This window comes from Emergencia sp. (genome assembly GCF_048465375.1).
Lineage (GTDB): Bacteria > Bacillota > Clostridia > Peptostreptococcales > Anaerovoracaceae > Senimuribacter.
Window position 1 is genome coordinate 114053 of the sequence record NZ_DBFWLQ010000011.1, and the last position, 16477, is coordinate 130529.

At 47.1% G+C, this 16477-nt stretch carries 16 protein-coding genes and 1 pseudogene; 6 read left to right on the top strand and 11 right to left on the bottom strand.

Annotation, left to right across the window (positions count from 1 at the left end; translation table 11 throughout):
• Positions 1-3: 3 nt before the first annotated feature.
• Positions 4-1425, top strand: coding sequence for a basic amino acid/polyamine antiporter (locus tag ACMQ5W_RS09685; RefSeq protein WP_419025004.1), 1422 nt, complete (start codon positions 4-6; stop codon positions 1423-1425).
• 156 nt (positions 1426-1581) lie between these two features.
• Here the strand turns inward: ACMQ5W_RS09685 and ACMQ5W_RS09690 are convergent, their stop codons facing one another.
• The 3 genes from ACMQ5W_RS09690 to hypB are packed head-to-tail and all read right to left on the bottom strand — an operon-like array spanning position 1582 to position 5317.
• Positions 1582-1926, bottom strand: coding sequence for a hydrogenase maturation nickel metallochaperone HypA (locus tag ACMQ5W_RS09690; protein ID WP_419025005.1), 345 nt, complete (start codon positions 1924-1926; stop codon positions 1582-1584).
• Positions 1927-1928: 2 nt separating this feature from the next.
• Positions 1929-4634: an FAD-dependent oxidoreductase gene (locus ACMQ5W_RS09695; protein WP_419025006.1), complete on the bottom strand. Its 2706-nt coding sequence runs from the start codon at positions 4632-4634 to the stop codon at positions 1929-1931.
• An 11-nt stretch (positions 4635-4645) separates the two neighbouring features.
• Entirely contained in the window at positions 4646-5317 is a 672-nt protein-coding gene (gene hypB / locus ACMQ5W_RS09700) for a hydrogenase nickel incorporation protein HypB (RefSeq protein WP_419025007.1), read from the bottom strand.
• Positions 5318-5492: 175 nt separating this feature from the next.
• Between hypB and ACMQ5W_RS09705 the strand changes: the two genes are divergently transcribed.
• On the top strand, positions 5493-6218 hold the full coding sequence (locus ACMQ5W_RS09705) for a FadR/GntR family transcriptional regulator (protein ID WP_419025008.1): 726 nt from the start codon (positions 5493-5495) through the stop codon (positions 6216-6218).
• Between the two features lie 132 nt (positions 6219-6350).
• Here the strand turns inward: ACMQ5W_RS09705 and ACMQ5W_RS09710 are convergent, their stop codons facing one another.
• Complete coding sequence (locus ACMQ5W_RS09710) at positions 6351-6986, bottom strand: class I SAM-dependent methyltransferase (protein WP_419025009.1); 636 nt, start codon at positions 6984-6986, stop codon at positions 6351-6353.
• A gap of 87 nt (positions 6987-7073) precedes the next feature.
• Between ACMQ5W_RS09710 and yeiL the strand changes: the two genes are divergently transcribed.
• Entirely contained in the window at positions 7074-7724 is a 651-nt protein-coding gene (gene yeiL, locus ACMQ5W_RS09715) for a transcriptional regulator YeiL (RefSeq protein WP_419025010.1), read from the top strand.
• Positions 7725-7735: 11 nt separating this feature from the next.
• Positions 7736-8281, top strand: a complete 546-nt coding sequence (locus tag ACMQ5W_RS09720; RefSeq protein ID WP_419025011.1) for a hypothetical protein — start codon at positions 7736-7738, stop codon at positions 8279-8281.
• Positions 8282-8291: 10 nt separating this feature from the next.
• On the opposite strand, the gene ACMQ5W_RS09725 is transcribed toward ACMQ5W_RS09720, so the two are convergent.
• Together ACMQ5W_RS09725 and ACMQ5W_RS09730 are read right to left on the bottom strand one after the other, a co-directional pair.
• On the bottom strand, positions 8292-9095 hold the full coding sequence (locus ACMQ5W_RS09725; RefSeq protein WP_419025012.1) for a hypothetical protein: 804 nt from the start codon (positions 9093-9095) through the stop codon (positions 8292-8294).
• Between the two features lie 430 nt (positions 9096-9525).
• On the bottom strand, positions 9526-11172 hold the full coding sequence (locus ACMQ5W_RS09730) for a glutamine--tRNA ligase/YqeY domain fusion protein (RefSeq protein WP_419025013.1): 1647 nt from the start codon (positions 11170-11172) through the stop codon (positions 9526-9528).
• 173 nt (positions 11173-11345) lie between these two features.
• Here ACMQ5W_RS09730 and ACMQ5W_RS09735 point away from each other — a divergent pair, with 173 nt between their 5' ends.
• A complete protein-coding gene (locus ACMQ5W_RS09735) occupies positions 11346-12026 on the top strand; it encodes a TIGR00266 family protein (RefSeq protein ID WP_148491386.1) in 681 nt (226 codons plus the stop codon).
• Between the two features lie 21 nt (positions 12027-12047).
• Here ACMQ5W_RS09735 and ACMQ5W_RS09740 read toward each other — a convergent pair whose 3' ends face one another.
• Positions 12048-12725 carry a phosphatase PAP2 family protein gene (locus tag ACMQ5W_RS09740; protein ID WP_419025014.1) on the bottom strand — a complete coding sequence of 226 codons (678 nt, stop codon included), beginning with the start codon at positions 12723-12725 and terminating at the stop codon, positions 12048-12050.
• A 126-nt stretch (positions 12726-12851) separates the two neighbouring features.
• Positions 12852-13469, bottom strand: a complete 618-nt coding sequence (locus tag ACMQ5W_RS09745) for a TetR/AcrR family transcriptional regulator (RefSeq protein ID WP_419025015.1) — start codon at positions 13467-13469, stop codon at positions 12852-12854.
• A 147-nt stretch (positions 13470-13616) separates the two neighbouring features.
• Here ACMQ5W_RS09745 and ACMQ5W_RS09750 point away from each other — a divergent pair, with 147 nt between their 5' ends.
• Positions 13617-14090: a GNAT family N-acetyltransferase gene (locus ACMQ5W_RS09750; protein WP_419025016.1), complete on the top strand. Its 474-nt coding sequence runs from the start codon at positions 13617-13619 to the stop codon at positions 14088-14090.
• Positions 14091-14120: 30 nt separating this feature from the next.
• On the opposite strand, the gene ACMQ5W_RS09755 is transcribed toward ACMQ5W_RS09750, so the two are convergent.
• The 3 genes and pseudogenes from ACMQ5W_RS09755 to ACMQ5W_RS09765 all read right to left on the bottom strand — a co-directional run bounded on the left by ACMQ5W_RS09755 (position 14121) and on the right by ACMQ5W_RS09765 (position 16414).
• Positions 14121-15254 carry a CCA tRNA nucleotidyltransferase gene (locus tag ACMQ5W_RS09755; RefSeq protein ID WP_419025017.1) on the bottom strand — a complete coding sequence of 378 codons (1134 nt, stop codon included), beginning with the start codon at positions 15252-15254 and terminating at the stop codon, positions 14121-14123.
• Positions 15251-15886 (bottom strand): annotated as a pseudogene (locus ACMQ5W_RS09760) (Rpn family recombination-promoting nuclease/putative transposase); the annotation flags it as partial. The gene ACMQ5W_RS09755 and the pseudogene ACMQ5W_RS09760, both read right to left, overlap by 4 nt.
• Positions 15887-16078: 192 nt before the next feature.
• Complete coding sequence (locus ACMQ5W_RS09765) at positions 16079-16414, bottom strand: PD-(D/E)XK nuclease family transposase (protein WP_419025018.1); 336 nt, start codon at positions 16412-16414, stop codon at positions 16079-16081.
• Positions 16415-16477 lie beyond the last annotated feature (63 nt).

Here is a 16477-nt window from a genome sequence, read left to right on the forward strand (position 1 = left end):
ATTATGAGTGAACGTCAAGGCCTGGGCCTTTTTAAATTAACTTGTTTCGCCATAGGAACAACCCTGGCAAGCGGGGTTTTCAGCAGTTTTGCGGACATGGCAAACAATGGAGCCGGAACACTGGCCGTACTCATCGGCTGGGCCATCGCCGGCATCGGCATGTACTGTCTGGCTATGTGCTTCAATAGATTGAGCATTGTAAAACCAAATTTAAAAAGCGGCATCTTCGCCTACGCCAAAGAGGGCTTTGGTGAATATATCGGCTTCAACGCCGCCTGGGGATATTGGATCAGCGCCATCCTCTCTCAGGTGTCCTTTGCTACGTTATTATTTGCAGCTTTGGGGCAATTCATGCCTGTGTTCGGTGACGGCAACAACCTGGCCTCTATCATCGGCGCCTCCATTCTGATCTGGGTCTTTACCATTTTGATCATGGGCGGCGTGCAGGAAGCGGTTACCATAAATGCTGTTATCGTCATCGCCAAAATTGTCCCGATTTTCGCTTTCATCATCTTCATCATTTTCTTGGGTGCTTTTGACTTTGATATTTTTTTGGATAATTTCCTCGGGCAGGACACCGGTCTTTCCCTCGGCAAGCAGGTCCTCGAAACTACCTATACGACAGTCTGGATTTTCACAGGTATCGAGGGGGCCGTGGTCATCTCCGGCAGAGCAAAAAATACAGCAGTTGCTGGCAAGGCTACGGAACTGTCCTTTCTTTTCTTGCTGGTACTCTATGTGTTAATCTCCGTCCTCAGCATGGGCGTGATGCCAAGAAGCGAACTGGCAGCACTGGGAAATCCCGCTATGGCAACCTTGCTGGCCAGCATCGTCGGTCCTTGGGGTGCAACACTGATCAACATCGGCGTCATCATTTCCATTGCCGGCGCCATGTTCTCCTATACCATCGTAACTGCTGACAGCGCCTTTGCCCCCGCTCTGCACGGCTGCTTCCCTAAATTTCTCACTGGCGAAAACAGAAAAAAAGCGCCCGTAGCCGCTTTGATACTGACAGCTGCCGTGGTGCAAGTGCTGCTGATCGTCGTATATTTTCAATCATCCACCTATCAGGCGATGTACACCCTGGCCACCAGTGCCATTATGATACCATTTGTATTATCAGCTCTGTACTGCCTGAAAGTCACCATTCATGATAACAGGCTGGGGCAAAATAATGTCACCTTCAAGGTGTGGCTGGTTTCCATATTGGGAACCATTTACGGATTTTGGCTGCTCTTTGCAACAGGTATCAGCAATATCATCATATCCGCGCTGATGTTTGCACCGGGATTTTTCTTCTACGCTTGGAGCAGGCTGCAGCATCATCAAAAGATTTTCGACTCCATGGCGGACATCATCACATTTGTCGTCATCGCAGCCGGCTTCATCTTCTCCGTCATCATGGGCGGCAGCCTGTTGGCATAATCTGCATCTAACGCCAAACTGAATTAGTCCTAGTTCGGACTAATTCAGTTTGGCCTCACGACAGATAGACACCAATCGGACAAAATGGCCTGAAAAGGTCGTTTTTATATAAATCGGCCGGAGGGCAAGGTTTTCCTTGTACTCCGGCCGTTATAATCAGCAGCCTTCTATCTCTTTGATGTTAAATTCATCACCGGATACCAATTCTGTCATGAATCCGCCGCAGTGGGGACACTGCTTCTTGCCCTCCAGGGTCGGATAGGTCTTCTTGCAGTCCAGACAGATGGATACCGCCGGCAGCTTCTCTATTTTCAGCTCTGCATCGGCAAGAACATCAGATTTCTTATGCAGATACTGCCATGCATCCACGATGTAGTCTGGCAATACTGAACTAACTTCGCCGATTTCCAAGGTAACGCTGGCAATCTCGCTCAGATCATTTTCCACCGCCAGTTTTTCCAGTGTATCCACCACGTGGACTACGATTCCAAATTCATGCATAATCAGCGCCCCTTATTTGCCTTCTTGTTTCTCATGATCTTGATCTGGCGTTTTGCGGCATATGGCAGAATTGCCTTCATCTTGTCTTCACTTCTCATCATCTTGCTGGCCTCTAGCTCCCTATTCAGATGGATAGCGTCGAACTCACACTTTGTCGTACAGACACCGCAGCCGATGCATCTATTGTAATCGACCACAGAAGCACCGCATCCCAGACACCGTGCCGTTTCGATGGCAATCTGTTCCTCTGTCAAAGGCTTGCGCAGATCGCGGAAAGTGGACCTTGCATCCTCACCGTTCCTGCCCGGTACCTGACGGCTGGAATTGTCGTAACTATCCTCGGCAATATCCAGGTTCTTCTTATCCAACTCGATATATTGGCGCAGGTTTCTGCCGATGGTCAGGCTCTGTCCTTCGTGGACAAAGCGGTGAATTGACACGGAGGCTTCTTTCCCTGCTGCGATGGCATCGATGGCAAACTTCGGTCCGGTGTAGACGTCACCGCCCACAAAGATATCCGGCTCTGCCGTCTGATAGGTCACGTGGTCTGCCATTGCACCGTTTCCGCGCCCCAGTTCAACCTTGCTGCCCTCCAGGAGGCCGCCCCACTGGATGCTCTGACCCACACTGAGAAGCACGTTTTCACATTCCACTGTGATGGTGTTATTTTCGTCGTAAACCGGTGCAAATCGACCGTTATCGTCAAATACCGATAAACATTTCTTGAATACGACTGCCTTCACTTTGCCCTCTTCTGTCAAAATCTCCGCCGGTCCCCAGCTGTTGCCCACTTTGATGCCTTCTTCTTCGGCTTCTGCCACCTCGTCATCTGCCGCCGGCATGATGTCGCGGCTTTCCAGGCAATACATAGATACTTCAGATGAGCCGCATCTAACCGCCGCTCTAGCTACGTCTACAGCGACGTTGCCGCCGCCTACGACCACGGTGCGTCCTGAAAGCTTGATATCTGTGGCGCTGTTTACTTTGTATAAGAACTCGACTCCCGTGTCCACGCCTTCTGCCTCTTCGCCCGGTACGCCGATTTTGCGTCCGCCCTGGCAGCCGATGGCTATGTAAAAGGCTTTGTATCCTTCTTCCCGCAGCTTATCGATGGTCAAATCTTTTCCCACCTCGATGCCGCATTGAAACTCTACGCCCATCTGACGCAGCACGTCGATTTCTGCTTCGATGACGTCCTTTTCCAGCCTGAAGGAAGGAATGCCGTGCATCAACATGCCGCCCGGTCTGTCGGCTTTCTCAAAGACAGTGACAGGATAGCCCTTCTGCGTCAGATAGAAGGCACAACTCATGCCTGCAGGTCCCGCGCCGATGACAGCGATCTTTTCTGCAAAAGGTTTGTTCAGTTGATTGAGCATCTGCGGCACATAACGTGACTCTGCCTTCAGTTCCTGCTGCGCGATAAAATCTTTGATATCGTCAATTGCCACTGGATCGTCGATTTCACCTCGGGTACAGGCATCTTCACAGCGGCGGTTACAGATTCGCCCGCAGACTGCCGGGAACGGATTCTCTTTTTTAATCAGCTTGAGAGCGTCCATGTATTTTCCCTGAGCAGCCATTTTGATGTATCCCTGCACGGCAATATGCGCCGGGCAGTTGGTCTTACAAGGAGAAGTTCCCGTATCATAGCAGTTGATCTGATTTTCGTCTCTGTAATCAGGGCTCCACTTCTCAGGCCCCCATTTGACCGCGTCAGGCAGCTCCCGCACCGGATATTCGATAGGCTCCTTGGTGCAGAGTTTCTGCCCCAGCTTGACGGCTCCCGCCGGACAGTATTCCACGCATTGGCCGCAGGCTACGCACTTTTCTGTGTCCACTTTGGCGATGTAGCTGGATCTGGACATGTTGGGCGTATTGAAATACTGTGATGTACGCAGGGCATAACAGGAACAGACACAGCAGTTACAGATGGCGAAGATTTTGTCCTCTCCGTCGATGTTTGTAATCTGATGTACAAAGCCGTTGTCCTCGGCTCGCTGCAGAATCTCCATCACTTCGTCAATATCGATGTAGCGTCCTTTGCCCGTCTCCACGATGTAGTCCGCCATATCGCCGACACCGATACACATGTCGTCTTCCAGATGTCCACAGCCCTCACCCAAAATGCGCCTGGAACGACGGCAGGAACAGGCGCCTACTGCATATTTGCCTTCATATTTTTTCAGCCAGTGGGAAATATGCTCGATGCTGAGGGACTTCTGTTCTGTCGGGATGGCCTTTTCTACCGGAATGACATGCATGCCGACGCCAGCCCCTCCCGGCGGAATCATCGGCGTAATCTTCTCAAGAGGCAGGAAAGACATCCGCTCGAACATCCTTGCCACTTCCGGATGGGTCTCCACCTGCTCTTTGTTCATATTCATAAATTCCGCACAGCCGGGAACGAACATCGGCAAAACGTACTGCTTGTGATGATCCGCATTTTCCCAGTTGTATTCCAAAAGGCCGATGACGCTCATCTCTTCCATCAGTTCATGGGTGCGCTCTGCGCTTTTGCCGCATTTCTTTGCAATGGCCTCTGGTGTGGTCGGCACTCTGACTTTCATGGCCAAAGCCACCTCCGCCATCTCGTCGGTTACCACACAGGCCAGGCCGTAGTATTCCGGGTCGTCTGCCGTAACCTTGTGACCGATGCGGTCCGTAATCTTCTGCCCCAGCTTTATAATCAATTCTCTCTCTTGTGCCATATCATTCCCTCCTATCTATTCCAACCTGCAGCTTCACGTCTCAGCCAGTCGGTCCAGGCGTCAAAGCCTTCGCCGGTCTTTGCCGATATGTAAAATACTTCTGCCTTCGGGTTCAGTTTGTGAATCCGCTCCTTGACAGCCTCCGTATCAAAATCATCAAAGACATGCAGGGTATCGCATTTGTTGATCAAAACCACGTCACTAATCTGGAACATCAGCGGATATTTCAGCGGTTTATCATCGCCCTCCGGTACAGACAAAATCATCGCATTCTTGACGCTGCCTGTATCAAACTCAGCCGGGCAGACCAGATTGCCGACGTTCTCCAGAACCACCAGATCTAAATCTTTTGCGTTCAGCTGCTCTATGCCCTGCCGGGTCATATCTGCATCCAGATGACACATGCCGCCGGTGTGAAGCTGAATGGTCTCCGCTCCCGTTTCTGAGATGGCTTTGGCATCTACATCGGAATCGATATCCGCCTCCATGACGCCGATTTTCATCTCGCCTGCGAGCATGGCGATGGTCCTCTTCAGGGTCGTCGTCTTACCTGCTCCGGGAGACGACATCAGGTTCAAGAGGAAGGTTTTCTCCTCCTTTAACTGCTGTCTCAGCTTTTCTGCGTCCGCGTCGTTATCTGCAAATACGCTTTGCTTTACCTCAATGATCTTGAAATCTTTCATATTTTTACCACCTTGCAAATTCCTGTCTGTTTGGTCAGACCAAATACCATAACGATTGTTATACTATTAACATACATGATGAACTGCCTTTTGTCAACCGATTAAGAGAATCTTTACAAATATTCTGAATTGTGATATCATATGGTCAGACCAGAATAGCATGGAGGTACGCATTTTGAAATTCGAAAGCTTGAAAAGACCTACAATCAAAGAAATGTTTATCAATAAGATGGAGTCCATGATTCTCTCAGGAGAACTGCCCGTAGGAGAAAAACTGCCCTCGGAGCGGGCCATGGCAGAAGAAATGAATATCAGTAAAACCGCCGTACACGACGGTCTGAAGGATCTGGAGCGTTTCGGCTTTGTAAAATCGATTCCGAAGCAGGGAACTGTCGTAACCGATTATGTGGAGACCGGCTCTCTGGAGACTTTGACAGAAATCATCAAATACAACAATAACAGGATGGATGCACAGACCTATCGATCGATTCTGGAACTGCGTTTGGTGCTGGAGCCCCTGACATTTGAGCGGTTTGTGCAGAGAGCCACACCAGCGGACTACGAAAAACTGCAGGAGCTCTTTGCTATCGCGGAGAAGATTCCGACGGACCCACAGCATGCCGGCCAGTGGGCTGACGCGCTTTTTGCCTACCATCACTTTATCTATATCAAGTCAGGTAACAACCTGTTCTCCCTGATTTACAATACATTCAAGCAGGTGTCCCTCCTCCACTTCAAAAAGTATTGTGAGACTCGCGGCAGCCAGGCTTCTGCCTCTGTGACTTCCATTCACAGATACCTTCTGGCAGGCGACGGAAATGCAGCCGGCTCGATTTTGACGGAGGAGATTCACTGTTACTGTCAGTTGACGGGATTGCAGCTATACGAAGAAGCGCACTAAAAATACGGCGGGTAGGATCACCCGCCGTTTTCGTATGACATTCTGCCCAAAGAGCCACTGGCGATTTGCCTGGCAGAATTTATGCTAGCGTTCCCCGGCCTATGGCTGGTTCGGAACGCGTCACAAGATTCTCTACTTGTCTTTTCTGCCGATAAAGTAAAATCCATTGGACTTATTTCCGTTCATGGTTGTAAAAGTCAAATGTTGATACTCCATTTCTCTAAAATCTGCCAGTAATTCTTTGATCCACCGCTCATCGTGGTGTCTGCAGACAGCCCCTTCTGGAAGTTCAAATACTCCATACACGCCGTACTTGTCTTTGTACTTTTCGTAACGAGGCACATTATGCTCGTCTGTATTCAGAAGAAAATCGTTGACATACAAGACGCCGCCTGGCTTTAACACACGCTGAATCTCTTTAATCAGACGTCGCTGTTCCTCATTGTCTCTTATACAGGTCAAAACGGCGAAGAGTATGACTGCGTCTACACTTTGGTCGGGCAGATCGATGGCATCTCCTTCCTTTACCCGTAAGTCGAGAGTGGGAAACTGCTGTTTTCCTCGTTCAATCATGCCCGCTGCAAAATCAAAGCCGAGGAGATTTTGAAACCCCTCCTGCTGTAGTTGGTGCAGCGTGCGGCCATAGCCACAGCCGATATCCGCAATCACATCTTTCTTTCTCACGTACTTTCCAAAAGCCTCTGTCTGAAAAGGCGTCGTAAATTCTTTTACCTCTGAAACACTGTCCCAGTATTCTATCTGTTCCATAATCAGCCTCCTTTTGTTGCATTGTACCATAAATTAGAGTAAAATGAATATGAGATTTCTCACATCATTAACGGAGGACCTAACTTTATGAAACTATTTCCCTTGACGGAATTATTCAGCTTTGATATTGAGCCTTTTTGTTCCATTGTAAAGTTCGAAAGCGGCGAATCGATATTAGAAGAAGGCACTGATTCTTCCCCTCTATATTACTTGATGGAAGGCAGAGCCAAGTTGTTTTTGACACATGAAAACGGACGAACCTCTTTGGTCAGCTTCCTTGACGCTCCCTGCTTTATCGGAGAAATGGAATTCTTAGGCGCACAGCAATGTGCCAACGGCATAACTGCAATCACACCCTGCCAATGCTACAGAATTGACACCGCTGCCTGCCGTGAGCAGATTATGACCGATGTGAAGTTTCTCCGCCAGCTCTGCCTGTTTCTGAGCAAAAAAGCACTGCGCAATACTGCTGCGTATTCAAAAAGTCAGACCTACCCTTTGGAAAATCGTTTAGCCGCCTTCATTCTCACTACTGCCACCGGCGGCGTTTATCGAGAGAAACACACGGAAACAGCAGAATTTCTCGGTGTCTCCTACCGCCATCTGCTCTACGTAATAGCGGCTTTTGCCAAGAAAGGCATTTTAACGAAAAATAGCAGCGGATACCTGATAACAGACCCCCAAGCTTTGCACGATCTGGCAGATAAAGTCAGTACCAATGGATCATCTGGATTATAGAGGTGAGTGCAATGAAGAAAGAAAACATCAATATCGTTACCATCCTAATTTGCATCGTACTGATTGCATGCCTGGCATTCAACGTCCGTCATATCTATCAGCTTCGGCATTATATCGACCGTTCTGTATACCAGAGCCTCGACGGTATGAACAACCAACTTGCCTCTATAGATGAAGACCTGGAGGAAATAGGTTCTTCTACTGCCACCGTTGTACAGACAAAAGAATTGATAGATGATTTCTACTACGGATGTTATAGCAACGCGATGGCGATCAAAGATTTCAAGCAAGCTGACAAATTGTACGCGAAGTACGATGTTTTTGATGTCGGTCTCTACTCTCAATGGCTGAAATATGAGTATGCAGATCACGAAGACACGCTGACACCAGCGGTAAGGAAAAAAATTCTCGCTTCACTCAGCGAAATCTGCAATGCCTGGAACGACTGCCTGGCTCACAGCAATCCCAACTACGACTTTCGAAGCGACCCGAGGAAGATCGCTGACAAAATAGAAAAGATCAACAAAATCGCAGATGAATATTTGGATGAGTTGTAAAGACCTCTGGTCACCTTCTGTAATATGGCAGCAGATGCTCGCGAATCATCTTGTCGATATACGGGCTGCTGCAATTGCCCTTGGCATCATCCTGGGTGATGATCAGGTTTCTGCCGATGTGAAAGCCTTGCATTTGATAAGTGTACAATTTATCTGCATTGCGCTTACAATATTTCTCTCTTTTCAACATCCCCAAATGCTCCCATAGCTTGACTTCCCCATTGGGCAAGTCAAAGGTGTAATCCGGCTGCATCGGCCATGGATCGTCTTCGTAACGAGGGAAATCTTTTTCGTAGGAAAAGGGAATGCCATAGCTGGTTAAAGCATTGGTAATAATGACCTCGGATTTTGATTGTACCATCAGACCGCAGTTGGTCTCATGGATGTGTCTCTTCTCATCAAAGTGGTATTGAATGGGTTTAAAAGTTTTTTTATCTATCGTCTTTTCATATCCCAAGGCAAGAATAGCTTCACGATAGCTCTGGGAAAGCCTTCCGATGGTTTCCTTGAAAGAATCAGGCTGATACTGCTCCTTCAGCTTTTTCAAAATCTCGATATTCTTTTCTGCAGCTGGCAAAATCTTTTGGTAAACTCTCTTTTCGACCAGCTCTTTGATCAAATCTTTCTGATCCGTGATATTGACTTCCTGTTGCCGCCCGCCTTCTCTCTTTATCCGATAGATTGCCGTCCCCTCTTTTCGCAATCTGCATCTGAGTGTCCCCTCTGTGCCTTTTCTCAAAATCTGTTTGCTTTTCTTCAATAATATTTTTTGATGATGCAGTTCTTCTTCCACCATTTTTAAAAAATCGTCCATCTCGCGTCTCCTTCATTTAAATAATACCATAATTGTAATTTTTTTACAATAATTTCTTACTCATACATCACGGCAAATTATTAAATCCGGCAAAAGTGCCTGAAATCAGTAATTTTGAGGGCTTTTATGGCAGATTTCAGTTTTTATCAGTCTCCCCAGGTGGAAAAAAAGCAATAATTGGATGGAATTTTAAGCTAAAACCTTGTTTTTTACAAAATATAATTATTATATAGGTTTCTTCACCATTGTATTTATTTACTTTTTTTGGTAATTCAATCTAAAAATCGGCTTGATTTCTTAAAAAAGTGCCTAAAATGATCAAAAACCAAGTATTCATGGCAGATTTGCCGATTTTAATTGAAATGATTCCGATTTGACCGCAATCATTTCAAAAAAACAGAACCGCATTAGCGGTTCTGTACATTTACATCTATTTATTTGGTTTCCAGGAACTCTTCAAATCTACGATTCGATTGAAGACCTTCTCATCTGCCGTGGTCAATTTGCTGTCGGCAACATAGTAGCCATGTCTGAAGAATTGGAATCTTTCTCCTGGCGCGGCTTCGGCTATGGAAGGCTCTGCGTAACCCCAGGTTTCTTCTACCGAATCCGGATTGAGAACATATTCTCCATTCTCATCCTCTACCATCAGGTAATTATAGTTTCTGATTTTGATCTTGACGGCGGTCTTGGCGTCGACGAAGTGGATGGTACCCTTCACCTTGCGGCCTTCAAATCCGCTGCCGCTTCTCGTCTCAGGATCGTAGGTACAGAGCAGTTCTTTGATGGAACCATCTTCATTTTTCACTACGTCGTTGCAAGTGATGAAATAGGCACCTTTGAATCTGACTTCATTACCAGGGAACAGGCGAAAATATTTCTTTACTGGTACTTCCATGAAGTCAGCTCCGTCCACATAAAGTTCACGAGAGAACGGAATTTGACGCGTACCCATTTCCGGCACTTCCTTGTTGTTTTCCAACTCCACCATTTCGCTCTGATCTTCTGGATAATTGGTGATGACCACTTTGATCGGGTTTTCAATGACGTTGCGGCTTGGAACCTTGCCTTTGAGATCCTCCCGAACGCAGTGCTCAAGCAGCGACACCTCAACAGTGCTGTTGGATTTGGCTACGCCGATTCTCTCGCAGAAGTCCCGGATTGCTTCCGGCGTATAACCACGACGACGAAGACCAGCGATGGTCGGCATTCTCGGATCATCCCAGCCCTCGACGACACCGTCATCCACAAGCGCCTTCAGATGGCGTTTGCTCATCACCGTATTGGTGATGTTCAGGCGGGCAAATTCAATCTGCTGCGGCGGTGTCTCCCACCAGCCGACTTCTTTCAGAACCCAGTCATACAGAGGCCTATGATCCTCAAATTCCAGGGTGCAGATGGAATGGGTGATTCCTTCGATAGCATCCTCGATGGGATGCGCAAAATCGTACATCGGATAGATGCACCATTTGTTTCCTGTATTGTGATGCTCTGTATGGGCAATTCGGTAAATGATAGGATCTCTCATATTGATGTTCGGAGAGCACATGTCAATTTTTGCTCTGAGAACTCTCTCGCCGTCGGCGTATTTTCCAGCCTTCATTTCCTCAAACAGACGCAGATTTTCTTCTACGCTCTGTGCCCTGCAGGGGCTTTCCTTTCCGGCACAGGTCAAAGTTCCTCTGTACTCCTTCATCTCCTCAGGATTGAGACTGCAGACATAAGCCTTTCCTTTTTTAATCAATTCCACCGCTGCCTCATACATCTGGTCAAAGTAGTCCGAAGCCCACAGGCGCTTATCCCACTGCCAGCCCAGCCACTTTACATCTTCTTCGATGGAATCTACGTATTCTACATCTTCTTTGACCGGATTGGTGTCGTCGTATCGCAGATTACACTTGCCGCCATATTTTGCAGCTGTTGAAAAGTTCAGGCAGATGGATTTGGCATGTCCGATGTGCAGGTAACCGTTAGGTTCCGGCGGGAATCTGGTGTAGACTTTGTCTCCGTATTTTTTATTTTCTAAATCTTTATCAATAATCGCATGAATAAAATTGGTTGAAACAGGTTCGCTCATTTAAAAATCCTCCAAATGCTTCGTATAATATGTTAGTATACCATAAATTACCCAATTACAAAACAAAAATTGCTAGGAATTTCAAAAGCTCTGCCCAAAACTTCTTTACAGCCGATGCTACCATCTGATAAAATCTACATAAGCTTATCGTTGAGAGAAGAAAGGATGAATTTATGAATTATAAAATTGTCGGAGAACCATTACCTGCAGTCATCTGTGACTTGGATTCAGGTGAGGCATTAATTACAGAGAGTGGCGCTATGAGCTGGATGACGCCAAACATGAAGATGGAGACCACCAGCAATGGCGGCATCGGCAAAGCGCTGGGCAGAATGTTCTCAGGAGATACACTCTTTCAGAACAAATATACCGCCCAGGGTGGTGCAGGCCAAATCGCTTTTGCTTCTTGCTTTCCCGGTTCCATCAAAGTCTTCGATATCGCACCAGGAAAAGAAATGATCGTACAGAAAAGCGCATTCTTGGCCAGCGAAGCGAGCGTTGAGCTGTCCATCTTCTTCCAGAAGAAAGCCGGCGCAGGCTTCTTTGGCGGTGAAGGATTCATCATGCAGAAACTATCAGGACACGGCACTGTCTTTGTCGAAATTGACGGTTACGCCGTAGAGTACAACTTGGCAGCTGGCCAGTCCATGGTCGTCGACACTGGCTACCTGGCAGCGATGGAATCCACCTGTTCTATGGAAATTGTCTCCGTGCCAGGTGTGAAGAACATGCTCTTCGGCGGTGAAGGCGTATTTAACACCGTGGTCAAGGGACCAGGCAAAATCATTCTGCAAACCATGCCAATCAACGTGGTTGCAGGTGCTGTCAGACCGTTTATTCCAACGTCCAATTAATTGTACAAAAAGACTGCTTTTTCAGCAGTCTTTTTCTTCGCGTTTTTCCTCAATATGTTTAAGCGCCGCCACGTACAAGGCAATAAAAGCTGACGATAATATCATGCTGGCAAAGATATCAGTAAACCAGTGAACTCCAGACAGAAGCCTGCCGACTACCGTCAGAACGATGACAAGAACTGCCGCCGCATCGCCTGCTGTCAGCCATCCCCTTTTCTCTTTCAAATAGTAATGCAGCTGCATCATCGCCGTAACCATGACGCAGATAATAAGCATGGTGTGGGACGACGGATAAGACGCTTCCAGTTCCTTCGTCAAAATTACCGGCCTATAGTTGATGACGAGAAATTCAAAAATCGCATACACAATCAGAATAACAAAATAAAACCCGCCCAGCAGCAAAATTCTCTCGTCCACCTTTTGGAGGGTTCGTCTTCTGATGAACTGCACCAGTCCCAGAATGGCAAAGGCAAAGATGACTGCCATAGCCACAAATCCCAGCCAACTGGTGACAACATACCAGAAACGGCTCGTGCCCAGATGTTGAAAGAAAAATCGGTTGATTGCCGCAAATCCAACTTCGGAACCTCGCGGGCCAATCGGTTTTACATCGACGGTCTTCACTAATATCGTAAAAACGATAAAAGTCAAGAATAATATTCCGGTCGTGATGAAATATAGTCTTGATTTTCTTTGCATAGTAATTTTCCCCTTCTTTCTACTGCACTCATTATTTGCAAACAAAGCCAAGATTATCAATGCAATATAGAAAAGGGCATGAAATCAGGACGCTTCGCAATACACGTTATATGTCATCTGTCCATGCTAATTTTCTTTGTCTTTCTGCAGTAGATACGTCAACATGGTTGTTATCTGCCTGCGCAGCACCTCTAAGTCAATGTTTCTGTGGTAATGAAAAGCGTGTTCCTGCCCTAAAACATCTGCCAAGGTATATAAGAGATATATCTTTTCTGACAAATTTTTCTTAGTAACACTGGGATGATCGACAGCTTTTACAAGCGCCGACAAAATCATGTCCTCGTAAGCCGCAAAGCGCTGCATGATTTCCGGCTCTGATTGCTGCATACGTCCCAGTTCGTTTACGGTTTGCTTAGAATTGACATAAAGATCGATAAACAAATCAATACATTTATCAACAAGCACTTGCATATCAACAGGTTTCGGCAGGCGCTCTAATTCATTTAGCAATGGTCTGAGATAACTATCAAGGAAGTATTCAAAAGAAGCGATATAAATATCTTTCTTATCCTTGAAATAGCTGTAGACTGTTCCCGTGGAAACACCTGCGGCCTTTGCAATTTGAACAGTGTTTGTATTGTAATAACCCTTTTTAGAAAATAAATCCAACCCTGCTGTTATGATTCTGGTTTTCTTTTCGATAGAGCGTTTCTGTATTGGCTCACGAACGGCTGTATCATTCAATTCAAGCCCCCCTTTCACAAGAACAAGTATACCTCATAGTATTTATCCGGTCAAGAAATATGAAATATTATTCATATTGACATCAAGGGCTGCGGCGGCTATAATAAGAACATGAAATATTATTCATATTTAGAAAGGAGACGTCCCTTGGAAAAACTGTTACTTCGTCAACTTCAGAATGAAGATGTTGCTCTATTTGAAAACTGGCTGTATTCGCCCCATGTAGCCAAATGGTATCACGACCCGTTGGATTGGATTGACGAGGTCAGAAAAAGGAATGATGAATTTTCTTTTTTACGTCACTTCATACTGGAAGCAGAAAACAGATCTATCGGCTTCTGTCAGTATTATGAATATCGCCACAGTGGAGAAGATTGGCATGGCAGCACGGATATAAATGGCACTTACAGTATTGATTATCTGATTGGGGATGCTGCATATCTTGGCAAAGGATTTGGTAAAAAGATGATCCAATTACTGATTGAAAAAATTGAATTACAAAATGGTGCGAAACGTATTATCGCACAGCCGGAGCAAGAAAACAAAGCTTCTTGCAACACATTATTGTCCTGCGGATTCACTTTTGATGGAAATAATGAAATCTATGTCATGGAAGTTTGAACTGTATTTTTTCTATGAGCAGCTATCTGCTTACTTCTTTTTCAAAGCCAGCTGCAAAAGCTGCTCTTTGTCATTCTCCACTTTGCCTTCCATCACGGCCTGCAGAAGATATTCTAAGCTCTCACCGATTGCCTTGCCCGGTCCTATCCCCGCAGCAATCAAGTCCCTGCCATTTACCGCCAGCTGCCCGACACTGTAGCACTGCCCTGACTGCAAAATTTCATCAAGTTCTGGAAGCCTGCCCAAGGTTTCAAAATACATCCTGGCAATCTCTTCGCCATGGCGATATAAAAGTTTTTTGGCTGCCCAGCCCCCCTCTGGCAGTGCCTCTCGCAATAAACCTGCCAACGCCACCGCTGTTTTGACGTTATGATTATCATACTTCAGCTGGCGCAACGCAGCCTCTGTCTTTTCTGGAAACAACATCGCTAGGCGTACTGGTAATTTCTCTGGTGCATGGCTCACTGGCACCGCCCTAAGTCCCGGCGCTGCGATTTCGATGATGTCCCCAAATTCCTGTAAGACCTTATCGGCAGAACTTCCCATAATCAGCTTCGATAGTTCCACATTGATCCGTTCCGCAGACACTTTTTTGGTCAGTTCTGCGCACTGCCTCATAGCCTCTGCACTCTCCTTTTCAAGCTGAAAGCCGAGAACAGATGCGAATCGTAATCCCCGCAGAATACGCAGTGCATCTTCTTCAAATCGTTTTACAGGCTCTCCCACGCATCGGATCAGCCTGTCCGCAATGGCCTTTTGTCCATCAAAAGGATCCCGCAAGCCGTCTTTCGGGTGATAAGCGATGGCGTTCATGGTGAAATCTCTGCGCGCCAGATCTTCTGTCAGGTCGTCGGTAAACATCACTTTCTCAGGATGACGATTGTCCAAATACGCTCCGTCGATGCGGTAAGTAGTGATTTCTACTGAACCGCCGCTGGTCAAAATTGCCACCGTGCCATGTTTCATTCCGATGTCAATAGTCTTATAACTGCTGAACGTCTCTTTAATTTGCTCTGGCTTTGCCGAAGTGCAGACGTCCCAATCCGCCGGTTTTTTTCCCATCAAAGCGTCTCTGACGCAGCCGCCGACGACAAAACTCTGGTGGCCTGCATTCTCCAAAGCCAGCAAAGCACGGTTTACGTAATCCGGTATATTAATGTTCACTCTATGACAGCCTCCAAATCCAGCATCTCCCTGACGATTTCAATGGTTAGATCCAGTTCCGCAGATATTTCTTCTGGCGTTTTTCCCTCGGCTGAAAGCCTGAGCGCTCGTTTCACTTGTTGAACGCCTGCGACAATACCCTCCGTTCGTCCTTCTTTGCGTCCTTCAGCAAGGCCTTCTGCAAGGCCTTCCCTGCGGGCATGGACCTTCATGGTCGCTATATCATGTGCAGCCTTTTCTTCCCGCTCCAGCATCTCCCTTGCAAAATCGCTTTCCGTCACCTTCTTATATACATGTTCTGACATCTGAACCGCCTCCTCCCCGCTGTCTAGCAGCTGGTTCACATAGTCCTCCTTCTGCGGGTCGCTGCAGTATTTCATGTAGGCTGCGAACCTCTCCAGGGGGTCCAGGTCCTCCACCGCCCTGTCTGCCGACACCTTGCCCAGCTCTATGAAATGCAGGATAAGCCTGTCGGCCAGCGGATGGCCTGTATGTTCCTCTTTGACCAGGAACCTCGTATGGATGCCCGGTATGTCCGGAAAGAGCACCTTGTCCACGAAGGAGATGACTATACTTTTCTTCATTTTATCATAGTCTTCCCCTTCTTCCAATGCCGAATTCACCATTTTTCCGCCATAAAGAACGTGGAAATGACGGAATCAAAGATTCCTATTTCCACATGTAGCCCACAAGGGGCGACTCTTCGCAAGGTACGTTCTTTGAAACATACGGAAATATGTCCTTTGGACGATATTTCCTATGTTATAAAACAGCGACCGCTCCGGATAGAACGGAAGCCGGCCGTTTTGCCTTTTCGCCCCAGGCTATGCCTGGCTAAGCGAAACGGACAGCGGAAGGAACGATAGCGACTGGAGGAGTGAGCGAAGCGAACGTTGCATCTCCACGTCAATCAGTTCGCCCGATGACGTCTCGCACTTGACGTCCATGACGGTGAGTTTGTCGCCGATGACAAAGCCCTTCTGGACCGGGTTCAGGAGCCTGACCTCGACAATGGGGTCGTCCTTTCTGTCCAGAACCACATTGAGCAGTGCGATGAGCGCCCGTTTCGACTCTTCCGTATCCATGCCATAGACCCAGTAGAAAACCTGGTCATTGGTCAGTTTGAGCCTGCTGCGATAATTATTTTCAAAAAGCTTCATTCACGTTCCCCTCCTCGCGGTCCTTTTTAATAAAGGTACCACCAGGATATGGGGAATACAAGG